This window comes from Robertkochia sediminum (genome assembly GCF_016786255.1).
Taxonomy (GTDB): Bacteria; Bacteroidota; Bacteroidia; order Flavobacteriales; family Flavobacteriaceae; genus Robertkochia; species Robertkochia sediminum.
In genome coordinates this window covers 1-21,976 of the sequence record NZ_JADMKT010000067.1, presented here as the reverse complement: position 1 = coordinate 21,976, position 21,976 = coordinate 1, and the positions used below count along the sequence as shown (strand labels likewise).

Genomic DNA, 21,976 nt, shown 5'->3' with positions numbered 1-21,976 from the left:
AGTTGCAAATGCGAATTCCCTATTAAATTACTAGGGAAAAATTCTTTGTTTTCCTGCTCAAAATCATTGTAATCGCTTGTAGAAACCCTTAATAACCGCTATTTTTCGGACGTTAAACAGCGTCTATGCAATTCGAAGAAATTATCGGTCAGGAACACATCAAGGATCACCTGAAACACAGTGCAGATCAGGGCAGAATTCCCCATGCACAATTGTTCGCAGGCCCCGAAGGTTCGGGAACGCTTCCCATGGCCATTGCCTATGCCCGATATATCATTTGCAACAACGACCTGAACAACCAGCAGGCCTGTCATATGAAATTCGATGCCCTCGGGCATCCCGACCTGCATTTTTCCTATCCGGTAAATACCAGTGATAAGGTAAAAAAGGACCCTACCAGTAAAGATTACCCCACAGAATGGATCGACTTTCTCAAAGAACAACCCTATGGCAATCTCTTTGACTGGCTGCTGAGTATCGGGATCGAAAAAAAGCAGGGTCTCATATCGGTCTATGAGGCCAAAGACATTATGAAGTCAATGGCGCTAAAATCTTATGAAGGTGGTTACCGCGTTCTGATCATGTGGATGGCCGAATTCATGAACAATGCAGCGTCAAACAAATTGCTGAAGCTCATTGAAGAGCCGCCGGAGAAAACCGTGTTCATTCTTATTGCTGAAGATGAAGAAGCCTTATTACAAACCATACGCTCGCGATGTCAGGTCATTCACTTCCCGCCCCTGGCTGAAGCAGCTGTGGTAAAGGCACTGGAACAAAAGGGCACTCCACCTGCTGAAGCCTTAAAGATCGCTCACCGTGCAGACGGAAACCTGAACAAAGCCTTTGACCTCATCGAGAACCGCTCTGAAGACGAAGTTTTTGAAAAATGGTTCGTTACCTGGGTGCGTACCGCTTTTAAAGCAAGAGGAAACAAGGCTGTGGTCAATGACCTGATCACCTGGAGCGACCAGGTCGCCAAAACAGGTCGGGAAACTCAAAAAAAGTTCATCTATTACTGCATGGAAGTATTTCGCCAGGCATTGGTGTATAATTACAATGCCAAAGAACTCGCTTTTATGGAATTCGAAACCGGATTCAAAATGGAGAAATTTGCGCCTTTCGTGCACGGGAATAACATCACCGAGATCCATAAAGAACTGGAAACCGCCCTTTACCAGGTAGAACGTAACGTGAACAGCAAGGTGATCTTTACCGACCTGTCGCTTTCCCTTACGAGATTTCTGCACCGAAAGGCGGAGTGAGGTTATGAGGTTATGAGGTTATGAGGTTATGAGGTTATGAGGTTATGAGAAGATCCGAATCTTACATTGTTTTACCAAACATCAGGCCTAATAGAAATTACCTCTTATTTTCCAGGGGCTCTAATCCTTTAGTACATTTCCACCCCATCACTTTATAACCTTATCACCATATAACAAAAAAGACCGTTCGCAATGAACGGTCTTTTTTTTGAGGCATCGAGCGGATTCGAACCGCTGTACAAGGTTTTGCAGACCTCTGCCTAGCCACTCGGCCACGATGCCGTTTTAACGGGCGTCAAAAATAAGAAATAAATTCTCTTTAAACCAAAAACAATTTACATTACCTGCTAAGGGTCATTTCTATGGTTACCTGTTCCACATTACCACCGATGGGCGGATTGATCTTAGAAACCTCAACAGTAGCCTCCATAGCAATAGGAACCTCAGCAAAGATACGGTCTAACATACGCTTAGCCACATGTTCCAGAAGCTTTGAACGAATCGCCATTTCTTCCTTTACGATGCGATTAATATGTACGTAATCCACGGTGTCTTTCAACTCATCACTATGTGCCGAAGGTTGTAAATTGGCCTTCACAGCAACATCAACGCGATAATCGCTCCCGATCTTCTCTTCTTCGGTCAGGCAGCCATGAAAGGCATATACCTGAATATTGGTAACCCTTATTGTTCCCACAGGAATATTGTTTCCTGCAAAAATACGTTAATCGCACAGGATGAGAAAGCCCCGGGGCACTTATCTCGCTAAATGCCCCGATAGCTATCTCATGAGCTTATCGGTACAAGGTAAAGTGCCCAACGTATTCTTTAAGCGCTTTTCCTTCTTCAACCCGTAATACATACCAATAATCTCCCGCAGGTAAGGGAGAACCGTTGTAGGTGCCGTCCCATTGCTGTCCTACATGCATTTCTCCTACCACGCGGCCGTAACGGTCGTAAACGATCGTTTTTTCAATATCGTAGGCCTCGGCATTCACAACCGACCACAGATCGTTCTTCCCATCTCCGTCGGGAGTAAAGAAATTCGGAATGTCCAGGTCGTAGTACTCCAAATAGATCTCGGTGCGCACCTCACATCCCTTGGCATCGACCACCACAACCTCATAGGTTCGCGATTTTTCGATCCGGTAGATGGTTTCACTACCCATATGCTCCCCGTTCACATAGATGGTATAGGGTGCATAACCTCCTGAAGGATGTATCTCCATGACATTGATCTCTTCATTACTTACAGAAAGCTCAAGTGGTGCTACAGCATCGACCTCAAATTCCAGGGTGCGCTCGCATCCCTGATAATAAGCCGTGATCACGTGCCTTCCGGGAGTCACATCTAAAAAGAAGTTCTCGAACTGATCGGTTCCGCCATCCAAACTATAGATCACATCAGTCACCCTATCGTCGCCAAGATGAACGCTCACCTCATTCGATGATACATTGTCCATACAGGTGTAGATCACCTCCACTTCTGGATCAAAAGGCACCGGAGCATCCAGGCTAACCGTCACATGCTGTTCACACCCACTGGCATCCTTTACAAAAATGGTATAGGTAGCTCCTCCCGAAAGTCCTTCAAAAACCAACTGCCCTTCAATATAGTCGGCTGGGCTATTGGAGTTCAAAGCCGTGTAGTAAGGGGCTACACCCCCGGTAATATCCAGGGCAATAATTCCCGAATCTTCTCCCTCGCAGTACTCCTGCAAAAGGATCTCCGGGGTGATCACTAACGGCTCAGGAGCAACAATGTCTATTTCAAACACAAAAGGCTTGCACCCTTTCGAATCCTGGGCGATCACCGTATATGTTCCGGGCTCCAGGTCGTAAAAAACATTATCCTCCCGAAACTGATCCAACCTTGGCGAGATCGCGTACTGATAGATCCCGGTTCCTCCTTCGAGATTGATGGCTATGGTACCAAGGTCGTCCGGACAAGCAGGTTGGGTTACAACGGGGTCTGAGGCGTATATGGGCTCCCCTTCTTCGATCTCAATACGGGTTACTTCATGGCAATCTTCACTATCTACCCTCACGTAATACACTCCGGCCGGCAGGTCGGTAAACACGCCTGTGTCTTGTGCAGGCCGTACGGGGTCAGACCCGTCCTGAGCAGCATTGAGCAAGGTATAGGTGTAATTACCTAATCCGCCGGTTGCACGGACCTCAACATAGCCCGTAGCCTCTTCGTAACAGGTTACATCAGAGATCGTATCAACATGGATGATCACCGGTGCTACCGGGCCAATTCCGATGGCATTACTTACTTGTGAAACACAGCCATTGGCGTCTTTCACAAAATACCGGTATTGACCCTCAGGAACCGTTAAGCTTATGGTACTTCCGGTCATGGGGTAAAAAGTGCCATCTGCATCAGTACTGTAGTAATAAGGGGCTGTTCCTCCCGTTGCCGTTAGCTCAACAACAGCATCGATAGCACAGGTATTATCGCTTGCCAATCGAAGACGTGCAATTACAGGGTCCGGTTCGGTGATCACTTCCACAGGCGTGGTAAAATCACATCCCCAACCATCGGTAATCGTAACGCTGTAACTACCGGCAGGAAGGTTTTCAAATTCAGGGGATAACTGACCTCCGCTGCTGTATAACATATTACCGGAGGCATCCAGGTAATTGAGTATGTAAAGGTAGTCGGCATTCGGATCAGACTCCGGTCTTCCGCCACTAACAGATGTTACGGTAATACTTCCGGATGTTGCGCCTTCGCACAGCACGGGAGCTCCTGCTACTAAAAGGCCGGCGATCGGAGCAGGTGCATCCAGGGTGATCCCGGCAATGGCCTCACACCCTTTGGCATCTCTTACCACTACCTCATAGGCTCCTGCAGAGAGTCCGTCGAACATATAATTGGACGAAAAGGCTTCAAGCACATCGCCGGTGTCGGCATCCAGAAGTTGATATTCATAGGTTCCGCTACCTCCATTGGCATAGGCAATAAGCTGGCCCTGCTCGTCACAGGTGATCGCTCTTGAGATCTGCAGGTCAAGCAGTACAGGAGCATCAGGTGCGGTGATAGCAACCGTATTGGAGATCGTATCACAGAATGGCGCGTCTAAAGCTGTGATCGCCACATTAAAGCTTCCGGCATGCAAGCCGTTAATCGTTAACGGATCGGTAGCGGTATTGGCAGGAGTTGATGCAATAACCACATTACCATTATTATCGAAAACCTCGTATTGATAAGCTCCCGAATAACCATTTATGGTCAACTCCATTGCGCCATCTGCGCCTCCAAAACAAGATACCTGGGTATTCGCTACTACTACCGCCTCGATCGTACGGAAAGGAGCAACGGTATGCGTGATGGTTTGATAACAAGAGGTTACATTATCGGTTACCCTGAAGGTGTGATCACCAGGAGCCGTAAGATCGAAGGTAGCCGAATTGGCCGTGGTGCTTATGAGGCTTCCTACTGTATTTCCTATGGGTAATAATTCGAAGGTATAGCTGTTTGAAGGGTTGCCGTTATCAGTAGCCACAAATACGGTTACCCGCTCATTATCGTCGCAGCTTATAGCCAGATCCCTGGTAAGATCCAGGGTAAAGGCATTGATCGGATCAACAGTTACAGTCGCATTCGCTATACAGCCATTGGCATCTCGAACCTCGAACGTATAGGTCTCCGGAGACCCCGTATCATTCACGTAAAATTCTGCTGAAGTTTGAAAGGCTCCGCCATTCATGCTGTAAGCATAGGGTGCCGTTCCTCCAATAGGTTGTACCGTGATCACCCCCCGGCTCACCCCATTACTCACATTACAGGTAAAATCGGTAGTAACGGCTGCAGTGGCTGTTAGCAGCGCCGGTTCTTTGATCTCCATATCAATGGTCGCTTCACAATGCCGTGTTGAGGTCAGGGTGATTCTATAGAACCCGGCCGGCAGGTTATTAAAGAAAGGACTCGCCTGTGGCCCGCGGGTAATACCCCCGATCGGCGTCCCTCCGATGGCGTCGATCTCTTCCAGCTCATATGAAGTGATTATAGCCTGATTCGTCCCGTTGAGATGCACTGCCACAGCACCATATCCTGCGTTACAGGTTACATGATCGATCTCCGGTGTTCCCGGAATGATCTGCGGAGCCGGGTCCAGCGTAAGCGTGTTTTCTACCCGACAAATATCGGCTTCTGCATCAATAACCCTCACAGTATACGTGCCGGGGGCCAGCCCTGCAAATCGTCCCGGAGCAACCGATGGGTCTCCCGGATTTCCGGAAGTATCCTGGATGATCCCCGCCGGATCTCCCGAGCTATCGAATAATTCGACGGTGAAACTTCCGGAGCCGCCAAGTACCTCATAAGCAACGATCCCATCATTAACATCACAACCCGGCTGCGCATCAATGGTTGAATTTAATACAAGTTCAGGGTGGATGATCACCTGATCGGTGGCGGCACACACTTCTCCATTGGCGTCAACGACCTTAATATCGTAAGTTCCTGAAGTGAGGTTCGTATAGCCGGTAAATGGCCAGGTATTCACCTGCTGATAAGCTCCCCCGTTAAGACTAATGCGGTAAGGAGGAATACCTATATGTCCCAGGCCTGAAGGATCGATCACTACGGTAATGGCATAATTCCCCTCCCCTGCGCACGCATCGACCAGGTTGGCTTCAATGTCAACGACAGGATCAAAGGCGATACTTACCGGCACCGGAGTAGTAAGACATCCATTCACATCGCGTGCGTAAAGATGCCAGTTATCGGTGATCGACGGGTCGCGATCAAAGATCTGACCGATTTGCCAATCTCCGGGCGAAGGAGCTGCCTGGGTATCGGGGATCAGGGCGTATTCGTAGCTCCCGTTTCCTCCGGTGGCTCGTACGATCACCTGGGTATCGTCTACACAATTGGCATTGGTATTGCTTATTACCTCCGCAACTACGGGGGTAGGTTCGGTGATGCGGAAATTTACACTTTCAACACATTCCTGTCCGCCGATCTCAGTGATCTGTATACTGTAATCTCCGGGAGCTATTCCGGTAACTGTTTCCGTGATCGCAATTCCTGAGGGCGGATTAGCAAAGGTTACCGGTCCCTGAACAACGGTATTGGTGTACCGTTCAAAAATGGTATATGCCAAAGCTGAAGCACCGGGGTCGTAATTAGCTACCGTAAATTCCAAAGCCCCGTCATCACTGCCATAACACGTCGAAGGAATTTCTGCTACAACTGTAACATCCATGCTATTAACCGGCCCGGGGGTAGTGACCTCAAAATAACTCAGGCATCCCGTATCCAGGTCTGTCGCCAGGAAAACGTATTCCCTGTTTGGGTCAAGTCCGTCGTAAACCACTTCATAAACCCCCGGAGAAACTTCCCCGTTATTGGCAGTTGGCGGAGTGCCCGTTCCATAGATCTCGAAAGCATAGTTTCCGGACCCTCCGCTGGCTTCCAGGGTAACACTGGCACCAAGAACACACCCGTTAAAGACCGGTGCGCCGGCTATATCCAGATAGGGGGCCGCAGCCACGCGTTCTGATCCTACCTCAGACTCACAGCCATTGGCATCGACGATCCTGACGTAGTAAAAACCGTAATCCAACCCATGGAACGTATAAGAAGTATTTGTTTCTCCTGATCGCTCTTCTATCAAATCATCAGCACTGTCATACAAATAGTAATCAAAAGGAGCTTCTCCGCCACTGGTTATAGTGACCGTTATTGATCCCGGGGTCGTAGCGCCGGATCCGGAATCACAAGATACATCCTGGGCCAGCATACTAAACGTTATCGGTTGCGGCTGGGCGAGTGTTACGGTCCCGCTGAAGGCACATCCCTTGGCGTCTGTTCCGGAGAAGGTATAGGTGGTGTTCGCACTTAAACCGGAATATACTTGCTGAGCAGATGGTCCTGCCCCGTCAAAAAAGATGGAATAAGGAGGAGTACCACCACTTATGTTCAGGTCAACCACTCCATCGCTTGTTCCGTAACAACTTGGGTTGGTAAGCACAGGATCGTAGGTGACCGGAACCAGTTCGCTAACGGTAACGGTATTGGTGGTCACATCCGGACATGGTCCGTTATCAGAAACCACAAAGGTATAGTCTCCGGATACCGTCGCAGTATATACCACAGGAAGGGAGGATACCGAAATATCAGAAGCTACTTCAATGCCATCTCTGAACACATCATAGGTATATCCCGGGGTTCCCGCTGCGATGTTCAATTCGATCACCGCTTCAGGCGGGGCCGTATTACAATCAAGATCTTTGATCAACACAGCATTGGCTTGCAGGGGTGCTGTAGCTTCGATCGAGGTATCAATAACATCGGTACAGCCATTGGCGTCGATCACTTCAACGGTATAGGTAACTCCGGGCTGCAGCCCACTAAAAGTCATTGCGCTTTGCCAGTCCCCTCCATTTACACGGTACTCATAGGGTGCTGTACCTCCTGAAGCACTTGCTATAATCGTTAAACCTCCTGCACCGGTAATGCAACTGCTATTGGCTGCAGCTGCTCCTGTTAAAGGAACGGGCGCTGTGATCGTAAAGGTATCGGTAAACGAACACCCGTTTACATCGGTTACCGTATAGGAGTAATCTCCGGTCTGGTACAATATACCTGTAAAGGTATCAGCGCTCTGTGGTCCCCCGATAAGTGTTCCATCAGGATAGGTGAGTTCATACGTATAAGTACCCCACCCTCCGTTGGTTTCGAGGGTTACGGTATAGGCATCACAACGCTCTCGGGTGATCGCCGGAGCAACCGCTATTGCTGCAGGGGCAGTTACTGTTACACTGGCCGTAGCAGAACAGCTGGTAACATTATCGGTAACGGTGATGGTGTAATTACCTGCTGCTAAACCGGGGACGCTAATGGCCGATGTGGTTGCTCCCGCACCGCTTGCTCCCGGAACCGGATCGTTTGCGGCATCTCTTACTTCATAGTCGAACGTATTGAAATTCGATACTTCGAACACTACCTCGCCGTCAGCATCCGTTGCACATGTCACATTGCTTAATAGTCTTCCGGAAACTCCAATTGGTGTGATCGGATCTATCGTTAGATACTCCTCGTAGGCACAACCATCGGCATCGGTAACCTTAAAGGTGTAGGTATCGGGAGTCAGATCGTTGAACACTCCGGTAGTATTGCTCTCAGCAGCGCCTGCAGGGGCTACGATCTCATAGAGCAGATCTCCTGAACCTCCGTTAACGCTGAGCGTAACATCTGATGAAAGCGACGGACACACCACGGGAGTGAGATCGAAATCAATAGCTGTGGGCGGAGTTGGGGGTGTTACTGTAGTCGTATTATCCGACCAGGTACACCCTCTGGAATCTTGTATAAAAACCGTGTATGTCCCGGGTGAAAGTCCTTCAAACCTTCCGGTGGTATTGCTATAATCCAAACCATCGATACTAAAGGCATAGGGTGGTGTTCCACCTGTAATATGCTGTACTTCGATAATTCCGGAACTATAGGTCAACGTCCCGTCGCATTTAGCATCCTGCACCAGGACAACCTCAGCTTGCAGCGGAGCATCAGGTTGCGATATGGTTACTTCATGACGGAATTCACACGTCTGATTTCCATGGGTTTGGTACACCACAAGCTCGTAGTCTCCCGGAGCCAGATTCTCATAGGTGCCCGAGGTATTTCCAAGAACAGTTCCATCGGCATGGGTCAGCTCATAACTCATTCGGTATCCGCCACCTTTTTGACCGGGCAATACATTCACATCGATCGCCCCATTAGTCGCTCCAAAACAGGAAACATCGGTAGGATCTACGGTATATTCCACTGGTGGGATCAGGTCAATTTTAACAGGATTGGACAATGCGGTACAATTATTTTTGTCGATCACCACGAACTGATAGGTCCCCTGACCTCCAAAAGGAATATCAAAGATCACACTGGTCTGGTACACTGAAGGCGGAATATCATCAATACTTGCATAGCTAACCGGAGCGTTGGTCGCTTCACTATCGGGTGCGTAGCTCCAGATGGCATAGCGGTGTGGAGTTTGTCCTCCTGAAGATTCCACAAGGATATTCCCCTGGTCACAAACAATATGCTGAGATACCCTTGCCGTGAGATCAAGATCAGAGTCACTCTCCAGGATAACTTCCTCGGCATACACACAACCGTCTTCTGTACTTACAGAAACCTCATAGGCTCCTGCCGGAAGCGAAGTAAAGGTGTGGTTGTTATCATCATCAGGACCATAGGTGTTTACCAATTGCCCTGTATCGTCTTTTAACTCATAGGTATATTGCGGTTCGGCATCGTAAACAGAAATTCCAATACTTCCGAAATCTGTTGGGCATAGGGGTTGATTTACCGATACCTCAGCGCGAAACTCCCTGGCTTCTACTGCTACATCGCGAACAGCGAACAAGCAGGCCGTACCGGAATCGGTAAAGACATCCGGCTGTCGCATAAAGATGGTATAAAGTCCTTCTGAAGTGATAACGAAAGATCCGCTCGATTGCCATGCCGCTGTGGCCTGATCAAAGATATCCGGCTGGGTAGTGATCGCGAACTCATAGCCCGACGGAATATTGCTTACCGTAATACTTCCGTTGGCATCACAAATAATATCGCGTGAATTCACCTTAGGGTCTAAGGAGTTCTCATAGGCTTTAAAATAGAACTGGTTAAAGCATCCGTTCTGATACACCACCATCAGGCGGTACTCCCCTGCTGCCTCCAGGGTGTAATCTTCACTGGTGGAAACCGTCGTCCAGGAGCAGGTACGCGATCGGGTCGGACAATCATCAATAGCCTCATCGGCACACCCTTCATCCAGTCGCTGCCATTCAAAAGACACGGCATCACTAAAGGTCACGTCCAGAAACCTGGTATCGTTGGTACCGCACAGGTAGAACTTGGGTAATTGGGAGCCGTCATTAGAACAGGTTACCACTTCATCGGCTGCATCCAGAAACGGATTCGTTGCTCCGTTATCAAAAGGGATCACATGAATGACCTCCTCCATTTCCATACAGGGAGCAGGCGCTGTTTTTATCACCCTGTAGGTGCCAAAGGCCGAAGCCTCAAAAGTCTGGTTGGTAGCTCCCGGAATATTAACGAAATTCCCTCCTCCCATATCTGTTTGCCATTGAAAGGTTGCAAAGCCCTCCCCGGCAGTCAACGTGATCTCTGACCCACAGAGGTATTCATCACGTACAAAATCACAATCTTCAAGGTCTACCAGAAAATTGGTCGCCCCGGGAATGGCAAGTCCGCAGGCATCGAATCCGGCAACAGAGGGGTCATCAGAGATCACCGCATCGTTTATAAGCCCGGAATAGGTGGCATATGCCGTATTCTCAATAATGTTCGAACAGGCATCCCGCAACCCAAAACAGTTTTCAAGCACCTTAACCTTTAGATTGATCTCGTAATAGGGGTCGTCTTCTTCGATATAGGTGTCGGGGATGTGAAATACGATCTCATGGGTATCGGGATCATAATCAAAGGTCACCTGCTCCCCGTTTATGGCTCCCGGCACTTCGATCTCTGCCAAAATAGGGTCTACGTTGACCGGAAGTACATCTCTTAGGGTAAAATTAACCGCATCGTCGTTCCCTACATTCTGGAAACCCAGTACGTAGAACATCTCCTGGCCCAGCCTTACATCGCTACCGGTAATATCGTTGCCCAGAAGGTCTTCAACGATCTTGGTCAACCGGATATCCGGTTCGATGACCTCAACAGCCAGGGAAGTAAAAAAGATATCGTATTTATCTCCCGTTGACGAAGCTCTAAGGGTTGCGCCTGTTTCATCATTAGGTAATAACGAATTGGCCGGATTATCGAGCCTGATCAGGTCGGTATCCCACCCCAGGGTATTGCGGCTATTAGGATCGCGATCGAGAAATTCGTTCTCAAAATGAGTAATATTACTGTTGAAGAAATTATTCGCCGGGTTAAGGGCGTCACCCAATGGGGTGAATGCCGAATTACTATCGGCCTTAAAAGAGAGTCCGTCGCCGGTAATACGATTATCCCCCTCCAGGGTTGCCACCCCAAGGGTTGCGTTCACCGGAAAAGGATCAGGTAAGGTTTTAAATCCGTTGAACGGAACATCAATGGTCTCTCCCGATTTGATCCCTGCATACCCATCAAAGGTGGCAATGTTCTTTGCCGGCATGGTGGGATTCTCATAAACCAGGATCAAAGTCCACCCTCCGGATATTCCTCCCCTGATGTTTCTACCACCCGTAGCGGCTCTTATATTAGCCACCGTATACGTTCCTGTAGGGTCATCAAGTGATGTGACCAGTGCGGTGACATCCTTGTAGCATATGTACGGACTGTAACTTCCGAAATCACTGTCATTAAGTCCGTCAAAAAGGATCTCGTCTGCCGTGATATCCTGGTAGGTTCCTCCGGGAATACTGAATTTGATCTGGTTGAAATCGTCGCTTCGTCCGTTCGATTGCTTGTCGCCATCAAAGGGATATACCGCTCCCCAGTATAACCCGGCATACCGTATTCGGGTACAGTTAAGGTCATTCATGATCAGATCGGCAGAAGAAGAAGAGAAGGTCGAAGGATCATCGTCAATATCAATGTACTGCATATTGAGCCGGTCATTGTATTGGGACGCGGTGCCCGTTGCATTATACGGGTCTTCAGGATCATGAGCGTTGTCATCGCGATTCATGATATTATTCGCGATAAACGTAATGTCTCCTCTGATATTAGACTGATATCTTACTTCAAGATCATTTTTTACCTGGGCATACGTGGAAACATATCCCAATAAAAACAAGCCTGCTAAAAGCAGAAGATTATGTAAATAGGTAGCTGTGGACTTCATAATGTTGATCGATTTTAGGGTACACGAATAATTTCCCGGACAAAGAAATTCGCCTGAACAGACTAGGAGGAGTCGTGTGAACGGCGGCTTCTGTAAGTACTCCTAAAACATAGATCGAAATGGGCTGGAATTACCGGTGCAGCTTCTGTTCGTTGCGACGAGATACCGTCGGTACGATCGGAGCTCTGGTGCCGTGGTTGCCCGAAAAGCCATAAGGCGCTGTGAATTGGGGCTGATTTCATAAGCAAAAGTTGTGTTCGCGATCACCGTTTGGACAGACGGTAATGTTTGAACGGGTATTAGTAATTATATATTCATACGAGTAATCAGATAATTATGTAGTAATTATACGATAATTCTTACAGATAGAATGCATTTCAACGAATATTTTTGGTGTTTTATCGATGTAATGCACATTTTAGAGGGAATGCCGTGAAAAAAGGAGGTCAAAATAGTTGCCTGGAATACCATCTATGCCGAATTGGGCCCGGAGTGATCGGTTAGCCGGGACGCTATGTGAGGAACGAAATTGGATCTAAAGCGCACTGCCCTGCCATAAAAAAAGCCTGATCCGAAAGGTTAGGCTTTCGCATCAGGCTATGGACTGTTTAAAGTGCTATTTATGGTTTCTTAACGGTACAAGGTAAAGTGTCCTACGAATTCCTTGATCTTATCACCTTCATCGAACCGAAGTACATACCAGTAATCTCCGGTAGGCAGCGCACTGCCATTGTACGTTCCATCCCAGTATTCCCCCGGGCGCATTTCTCCTACCACCCTTCCGTAGCGATCGTAAACAATGGTTGTTAAATTCGGGTAGTCCTCAGTATTTGTTGGTCCCCAAACATCATTCTGACCATCTCCATCGGGTGTAAAGAAGTTCGGGATCTCCATATCGTAGTATTCCAGGTAGATCTGTGCCCTGCTCTCGCAGCCCGAAGCATCTACCACGAGTACATTATACAAGCCTGTTTCCCTTATTCGGTAAGTCCTGTTCTCTCCCTGATAAGCATCGTTCACATAGAAGGTATACGGCGCAACTCCACCAACAGCTCCCATTTCGATCACATTGGGGATCTCATTAGCCAAAGACAGTTCAAGCGGAGCAACACCATCGATCTCAAAATCGACAGTTCTGATGCATCCTCTATAGTTTGCAGTAACGGTATGAGGTCCCGGAGCCAGGTTACGGAACATATTATCAAAACTGTCGTCTCCTCCGTCGAGGTTATAGATCACATCGGTAAAGGAATTGTCACCGATCGTGATCGTTACCTCATTCGAGGTAGTGTTTCCGACACATAAATAAGTTACCTCAGCAATTGGGTCAATAGAAAAGTCGAATGCCTTAAATGGGTAGGTCGCCGTACATCCGTTATCGTATTCCAACACCAACCTGTACTCTCCGGCATTTGCACTGTTCAGCGTGTATGATGTTCCCGTAGCTACAGTGCTCCAACTACAGGTAGGTGAGGATATCGGACAAGCCCCGTTGATCTGATCTGCACAGTTGGCATCCAGGCGCTGCCATGCTATGGAAATAGCATTTGGAAAATCGGTTTCAAGCAAACGGTCGTCTGCAGGATCACAGAAGTAAAAATGCGGAACCACAGCGCCGTCTGCAGCACAAGTTAGTACCTCATCGGCTACATCGGTAAATGGTACGCTCCCCACATCTCCAACGAGGATCAAATTAATGGTCTCATCGTCCGAAATACAAGGAGAAGGAGCTGTTTTCTGCACACGGTATGTTCCGGGAGTAGTCGCTTCATAACTCACCCCGGTCTCTCCCGGAATATTGATAAAATTCCCGGCGGTATCCTGTCGTTGCCACTGATAGGTCGAGTATCCGCTTCCGGCGGTCAGCGTAATACTGCTTCCGCAAAGGTATTCATCACGTTCAAAGTCACATTGATCCAGGTTGATGTAGTTCGTTGCACCGGGAGCAGGAAGGCTACAGGCACCGAATACAGAAACATTGGGGTCTGTAGTGATCTGGTTCGTATTCAATATACCTCTGTAAGTGGCATACACCGTGTTCTCCAGAATATTGGAACAGGCATCTCTCAACCCAAAACAATCCTGAAGTACACGTACGCGTACCCTGATCTCATAAGGATTATCGGCTACCTCGATATACGAATTCGGAATGTCGAAAGTAAGCCGATGTGCATTTTCATCATAAGATACCGATATCGGATCTCCATTATTCGGAAGCACAAAATCGTCGATTACAGGATCCACATTGGCCGGCAGTACATTGGTCATGGTAAAATCTGCCCCATCATCGTTCCCTGTATTGTCAAAGGTGATCACATAATCCATCTCCTGTCCAAGAGCTACTGTAGTGCCATCGATATTGGTCCCGCTAAGATCTTCTACAGTATTGGTGATCTCTATATTTGGTTCAATGTTTTCTACGGCCAGGGCTGTAAAGAACAGATCGAACTTATCTCCGGAAGTCGTAGCACGCAGCACCGCACCGGTCTCATCATTGGGGATAATGCTGTTTCCCGGATTGTCAATGGCGAGCAGATCGGTATCCCAGCCCAGAGTATTCTGACTGTTGGGCGTTCGGTTGTTAAAAGGGGTTTCCAGCTGACTGATACTACTGTTAAAAAAGTTATCAGCCGGATTCAGGGCATCTGCCAACGGTGTGAAGGTAGCATTACTGTTCGCTCTGAAAGACAACTGGTCTCCTACAAGGTTGTTATCTCCCTCCAGGGCTGCAACCATAAGGTTGGCCCGAACCGGTAATCCGTTGGGCAAGGTGGTAAAACCGTTAAAAGGAATGTCTACCGGGGCAGTGGCCGTTTGTTCGATCCCTGCGAAACCGTCAAAAGTGGTTATATTCTTGGCCGGCAGGTTCGGATTCTCATAGACGATCACAAGGGTCCATCCTGCAGAAACCCCTCCGGGAAACTCATTACTGGCCACTCCTGCTGCAGCTCTTACATTTCCTACGGAATATACCCCCTGAGGGTCAGAGAGTGACGTGAGCACACCTGTAACATCCTTATAACACACATAAGGTGCATAATCTCCAAGATCAGGATCGTTGAGTCCGTCAAATATCACCGTATCTGCCGCAATATCCCTGTAAAGCACTTCCCCCGGAATACGCAGCTTGATCTCAGAAAAATCGCCCTCCCTGACATTGGTCGTATCACTCCCCTCAAACGGATAAATACCTCCCCAGTATAATCCCGCGTAACGCACTACAGAACAGGAGGGGTCGGGTAAGGTAAATTGAGCAGACGAGGAACTAAATGTAATGGTGTCATTATCCTCATCGATATATTGCATGTTCAGGAAATCGTTGGCCTGTGAGCCCGATCCGGTAAGATCGTAAGGATCTTCAGGATTTTCTGTTCCCGTTTCGCGATTCACGATACCATTCGCAATAAAGGTCAGGTCCCCCTTAATGGTTTCCTGGTAACGCACCTCAAAAGGCTGCTTTACCTGGGCCTGAAGCCCGGTAACAAGTACAAAAAAAAGTAAAGACCATAGTCCTTGGGGGGGAAAGTAGGATTTAGATGATGTCATAATAAAATTACTCCTGCTATTATTTTCAATATTCGGGATGGGTAGCATCTGGTTCGTTAAAACCTTTAAAGTCGGAATGGTCTCGTGTAAAGATCATTCCGACTTTGATTTATGGTTTAAGATGTAGATAAAAGATTATTCCGCATGAAACCTATCTCATGGTACATTTACAATTGCTTATTCCCTGGAACAGATCGACCCCAAGGGTGATCACGTGCGTTCCGGTACTGTAAAGCTGGATCTCATTAAAGATCACCTGGTAACTGTAACCAAAGTAAAAACCTCCCTTCTTAAGTCCCGCCATAGGTCCGATATTCCAAGGGTTGAAGAACTGGTCGTTCAGGAATCGATAGGTGATCCCGAACCAGTAATAGTCTTCAAAATCAAAATACCTCACCTTGAAATTCACATCGGTACTCGAACGGCCGTCACTTTCAAAAAGTTGAAAGAATACTGAAGGTTCGTATTCCCAGTCAGAGCGGATGTTCTTCTTATAACGGTACCCGGTATAGAGGTAGTAATTTCTAAGTCGGTTAGGCTCAGAAATTGCGAAAACATTCAGGTCCTTGTTCAGGATGTTTGCCGCATTTAAACTCGCAAAGAACTGCCCCTGACGATAGAGTATCCCCACATCGAAGTTGTGATTGGTGGTCGAACGATCGTCGGTTACCGATGGATCGGCATTAGGGTCGAACTCGTTGATGTCAATACGGAACTGGTTAACATTGTACGACAAACCGAAACTCAGGAACTTGTCGTCCTGATTGTTCAGGGTCAGGTGGTGTGCGAATGATAATCGCGCACCGCGCTGACTCGTAAATCCGTTACGGTCGTTGTAAAATAACACTCCGGTACCAGAGCGTTCTCCCAGTCGTACATCGCCGACCAGGGTTTGCGTGTCGGGTGCATTCTTGATCCCAACCCATTGGGTCAGGGCGTTCCCTCTCACCTTTACATAGTCTCCGATACCCGCGTAGGTGGGCGAGATCACGAACTCATTATCTGAGGTGTACTGTGTAAAGGTAGGCAAGGTAAGCTCTTGGGCGGAAGCTTCCATACCTAACAGGGCAATCGTAGCATAAATAAGTTTTCTCATCATGGTTAATCCTTCTTTCGTTATCGGTATAGGGTAAAGTGACCCACAAATTCTCTTTCGTCTTCGTCTTCGCTGAATTTAATTACATACCAGTAATCTCCACTTGGCAATGGCGAACCGTTGTAGGTACCATCCCACGTTTGTCCTACGCGCATCTTACCTACTTCACGACCGTAACGGTCATAAACTCGGGTTAGAATACTCGGGTAGGCCGTATCATTTCCTGGTGCCCAGACGTCGTTGTTACTATCGCCATCAGGTGTAAAGAAATTCGGGATCTCAATATCGTAAAATTCTACGAAGATCTCAGCTCTATTCTCACAACCTAGGGCATCGATCACAACCACCTCATAAATGCCTGTTTCTCTGATACGATAGCTTGTGTCATTTCCTACGTACTCTCCATTTACATAGAACGTATACGAAGTCTGACCGCCAGTTGCCGTGAAGTCGATCACATTCAACGTCTCATTTGCCAGTGAAATTTCCAGTGGCTGGTAAGCGATCACCTCAAAGAATTCTTCTGCAGGCATTACCTGAGCACATCCTTCGTGGAAAATAGTGATGAACTGATCGGATCCGGCAGGAACGTTTCTCACGATCCCTTTTCCGTCGATCACCTCTGCAAACAATACAGCATCATTGATGTCTGTGCTATTTAGCGCATATAACACCTCAGAAGGGTCCATATCGGTCTGAGTGAGGGTTACCTCTATATAATTGTCCGGAAGCGTTGTAGAGCACTCGTAAACCACATTTACAGCCGAACTAAGGTCCGGTCCGGTAGGGATCATAAAGCTGGACTCGTTGCTACAGGTATTGGCATCAGTTACCACGATACGGTAATCCACATCGCCTTCCAGATCCCAGAACGACACCACCTCGGCAAGACCGATACCGGTGTAGGTAGCTACCGGCGTATCGTTTTCCGGATGATACAGTTCTGCGGTATAAGGAGCGGTTCCTCCTGTAAGTACGAATTCGTAGTATCCATCGGTAGTTCCGAAACAAACCACATTTGGCTGATCGGTAACTGTGATCGCGATCTCTTCCGGTTCTGAAACTACGAACACTTCTGTATCGAAATCACAATCCCATGCATCCCTAACTCTTATGAAGTATGCTCCAGCAGGAAGCTCGGTAAAGGTGGCCTCTTCCTGGCTCTCCCCGATCATATTGCCTGCCTGATCGTACAGCTCGTAATAATAGCTGTCTGGTCCGGCTCCACCGGTAACATTGATAGCCGATACTTCTCCGGTGTTAGAACCAAAACAAGTTGTAGGCTGTCCGGTGATCTCGGCAGAAATGAATTCAGGTCTTATAAGTTCAATAGACTCCGTCTCAAAAGTACATCCTCTCTCATCGGTGATGTAAGCGGTATACACTCCGGCAGCAAGACCGAGGAATACGTAACCGTCTACATTGGTTTGCGTTTGAGCGTATCCGTTATCTCCAATAAGGGTGATCTCGTAATAAGGATATCCTCCCCAGGCATCTACATAGATCTCACCGCGGTCGTTGGTGCAGGTTACATTCGCAACCTCTTCAATGGTAGCCTGAAGATCTTCCAGTGGCTCTGTAATGGTGAACTCACTTGGATCTAAATCACAACCAAGACTATTGCTGGTGATCACTGCCGATACTTCATAATGACCGGCAGGAAGTCCGCCGATGGTGATCTCGCTTGAAGTGCTACTACCGGAAACAGTATAACTATTGGTAATACCGGTGATGGTCCAGTCGAAACTTCCGGACTGATCGCCATCTCCAAGGAAGGTATCGATCATATTGATGGTTACACTACCATTAGATTCACCGAAACAAGCAGGATCGGCCATTGCGGCAGTGAGTACAAAGGTATCCGGATCGTTAACCGTATGAGAAGTACTTACCTCACAACCGGTATCGGTATTCAGGATATTGATGAAATACGATCCCGGTGCCAGATCGGTGAACTGGTAACTCGTTGCTGTGGTCACAGCAGAGGTCTCCAGTACGAATCCGTCGATATCGGTAAGTTCGTATTGCAGGTTAGCCGTTGCCGGATTCCCGGGAACGCCTTCATAAACATCAACACTTACGGTGATATCTTCCCCATTAACACATGTAGCAGTGCTATCGGTGATCAGATCGATAAGTTCTATGCCGATGAACGGTGCTACAATAACACTATCGGTCGCTGTACAATTATTGCTGTCGTATACGGTGATATTCACCACCCCTCCGTTAGGATCGGCAACGATGAATTGCGGACTCGAAGAGATCTGAGTGATGCCGTTAAATTCAAAGGCAAAGCGCACATATTCTCCGGTACCTCCTGTAATTCCAGCTACATCTACGGTAACCAGGGCATTATTCGGATTGTTACTTCCCGCATCACAACCAAACGGTGTAACGGTTGGTGTTGGGAAGGCGATCTGCTCAGGCTGGGTGATGGTAGCATCCGTTTCTACAGTACAACCGTTCTGGGCAGTGGCACGTATCGTGTAAACCGTTCCTGTGGTCGTACCATTAAGGTTGCTGAATACTGCATTATAGCCATCTTCCTGGTCAGGAGCTACATTCGTTGCAGCACCATCAATGGCGATCATCTCAAAGGTAAACGGACCAATACCATTATCCGGAGCGTTTACAATAAGCTGACCGGCCCCTGCATGACAGGAAGGATCGGTAATGCTTATCACATCCAGGGTTGGCTCTACTCTTTCCGGCACGATCACCTCCTTGGTGATATCACAAGTACCATTGAGGTCATAAACCGTGATCACATAGGTTCCGGCCACATCGGCACCGTTCCATGTGGTTCCGGCAGGATCCAGGGTGGTCTGCGAGAGATCTGAACCTCCTGGGCCGTCTATACTGTAGGCATAAGGCCCAACTCCCGTAATATTATCTATGGTGATCTCAGCAGGTCCGTCACAGAAAAGTAATCCTGTAACCTGGGCGTTGAAATCAAGCGGTACAATGTCAATGTTTCCGGTAGCATTCACACCACAACCATTGGCATCGGTAAGTACAATATCATAAGTACCCTCAGATAATCCGGTGATCACATAAGGTGTGCTGCTGTCTATCGTAATGTTTCGAACTGCTCCGTTCACGCTCAATGTGTAAGGCGCAATGCCCTCTGTGGTCATATTTACAGTAATGGCATACTGGCCGGAAGCATCGCAATTATCGGCTACCTCCAAGGTGATCTCAGGTGTAGGATCGGTGAAGATCTCTACAGACTGGGTGTTGGCACAGTCTCTACCCGAAATAACGGTCACATCATAAATTCCTGCTGCAACCCCGGTGAATACTCCCGTATTGTTGGTTTGCAGTACAGTTCCTCCCTGGCTTAGTTCATAACGATAAGGAAGATCCACAGAAACCGTTTCGTCAAGATCTACCGTAATCGTACCCATTGCATTACAATTCGCATTGGTGGTTGCAGTAGTAAATACGACTGCTGCCGGTTGCTCCAGGGTGATCGGCGCATTAGCCGTACATCCGGTTGTAGTATCGTGGATCACTACGATATAATCGCCAAAGCCAAGTCCGAGGAAATCTCCGGAAGGTTGTTGTGCTACCAGGGTAGTACCGGTACCGTCCTGAAGCTCGAACTCGTAGTTTCCGCTTCCACCAAATCCGTTGGCCGTGATCGCTCCGTCATTATTCGCACAACTTACCTGTGCGGCCAGTTCCGGAGTGACATCTACCGGAGGATAGATCTCTATAGGAGCATCATGGGTACATCCATTCGCATCGCGTACCGTTACCGTGTAAACTCCCGTAGAAGTTACCGTGAACGTCGGACTGCTTTGGAAGGCGCCTCCTATGCTGTAGCTGTATGGTGCCACACCACTTGAAGCCGTAACCGTAAAGGTATAACTGCTTCCGTCAGAAGTACACTGATCGGCAGCAAAGGCAGGAGCCGTAACTGTTGGCTCAGGATCTACATCTACCGTCACCGTGATCGACGTACCACAGTCATTGCTGTCTAATACATAGATGTCGTAATTCGCAGGATAGGTAGCAGGGCTGAATATAAAGGTAGCACTGCTCGTATACGCTGAAGCGGCCGGTGCAGGATCGCCTGCAGGTACTGCAGCATAACGGTAATCAGGAGTTCCTCCTGAAGCAGCTACTACTACTTCGGCCCCACTGTTACAATTTCCATTGATGTTATTTACTTCCACCAGGCTTACAGGGGCATCCGGACCACTGATCGCTACCACATTGGTCTGGGCAGGACAGTTCGGATAATCTGTAGCAGTAATGGCAATATAGTAATTCCCGGTGGTGAGTCCGTTAACGGCGATCGTTGTCGGCGCTACACCACTAGCAGTAATTCCCGCAGAAGTGCCGTCACTATTGAATACTTCGTAATCGAAGTTTCCTGTATACTGGTCTACAGTGAACTCTAAAGCGCCATCATTACCTCCAAAACAACTCACATTCGCTGTGGTTACTGCTGTAGCCTCGATCGTATCGTAAGGCGCTATCGTATAAGGCACTGTAGTTACAAAACATCCGGTAGCAGTATCCGTTACACGGAACACATAGTCACCGGGTGCGGTGAGTTCAAAGATCGCTGAAGTATTGTTCGGACTGCTGATAAACGTACCGTTGGCATTTCCAACAGGTAGCAATTCAAAGTCATACGTATTGGCAGGGTTACCGTCATCGGTTACCGTTACCAGTACTTCTTCGGGGTTAATACAGCTGATCGCAATATTCTGAACGCGGTCGGCACTAAATACATTGATAGGATCTACGTCGATCGTTGTCGTTACAGGACAGCCATTGCCATCGCGAACTTCGATCGTATAGGTCTCTGCAGATCCCGTATCGTTCACTAAGAATACGTTCGAACTCTGGAAGTTCACCCCGTCGATACTGTAGAGATAGCTTCCGCTTCCGCCACCGGCCGTTACCGTGATCTCTGCCTGGCTTACACCATTGCTCGCATCACAAGTAAAGTCTGCTGTAAGTGCTGCAGTGGCAGTAACCGCCGCAGGTTCGTTGATGATCTCTATTACAGTGTTATCACATCCGCGATCTGAGATCACTCGTACCTCGTAGCTCCCAGCAGGTAGTCCTGTAAATATTGGCGATACCTGTGGTCCGGCGATCAATACACCGCCGTCGTAAAGCTCATAGCTGTATGGCGGATTGTCGTTCGAAGCGTCAAGAACAACTTCGATCGTACCATCCGATAAGCCATTACACGTTACATGGGTAGGGATCGTTGTAAAAGTAACAGGGGTTGGCTGTTCTAA

Annotated in this window: 6 protein-coding genes and 1 tRNA gene; 1 reads left to right on the top strand and 6 read right to left on the bottom strand. The window is 48.1% G+C overall.

Translation table 11 applies throughout. The features are described 5' to 3' along the window. Positions 1-125: 125 nt before the first annotated feature. The gene (locus tag IS446_RS02980; protein ID WP_203058463.1) at positions 126-1,262 is read left to right on the top strand and encodes a DNA polymerase III subunit; all 1,137 of its coding nucleotides are present in this window, start codon (positions 126-128) and stop codon (positions 1,260-1,262) included. Between the two features lie 211 nt (positions 1,263-1,473). Here the strand turns inward: IS446_RS02980 and IS446_RS02975 are convergent. From IS446_RS02975 to IS446_RS02950, 6 genes are all read right to left on the bottom strand, one after another. After that, positions 1,474-1,544, bottom strand: a tRNA-Cys gene (locus IS446_RS02975). 58 nt (positions 1,545-1,602) lie between these two features. Beyond that, the gene (gene folB / locus IS446_RS02970) at positions 1,603-1,959 is read right to left on the bottom strand and encodes a dihydroneopterin aldolase (protein WP_203058461.1); all 357 of its coding nucleotides are present in this window, start codon (positions 1,957-1,959) and stop codon (positions 1,603-1,605) included. A 97-nt stretch (positions 1,960-2,056) separates the two neighbouring features. After that, entirely contained in the window at positions 2,057-12,070 is a 10,014-nt protein-coding gene (locus IS446_RS02965) for a T9SS type B sorting domain-containing protein (RefSeq protein WP_203058459.1), read from the bottom strand. A gap of 630 nt (positions 12,071-12,700) precedes the next feature. After that, on the bottom strand, positions 12,701-15,616 hold the full coding sequence (locus tag IS446_RS02960; RefSeq protein WP_203058453.1) for a T9SS type B sorting domain-containing protein: 2,916 nt from the start codon (positions 15,614-15,616) through the stop codon (positions 12,701-12,703). Between the two features lie 151 nt (positions 15,617-15,767). Further along, positions 15,768-16,712: a PorP/SprF family type IX secretion system membrane protein gene (locus IS446_RS02955; RefSeq protein ID WP_203058827.1), complete on the bottom strand. Its 945-nt coding sequence runs from the start codon at positions 16,710-16,712 to the stop codon at positions 15,768-15,770. A 20-nt stretch (positions 16,713-16,732) separates the two neighbouring features. Continuing rightward, on the bottom strand, positions 16,733-21,976 hold a 5,244-nt coding region (locus IS446_RS02950), incomplete at its 5' end, for a T9SS type B sorting domain-containing protein (protein ID WP_203058448.1).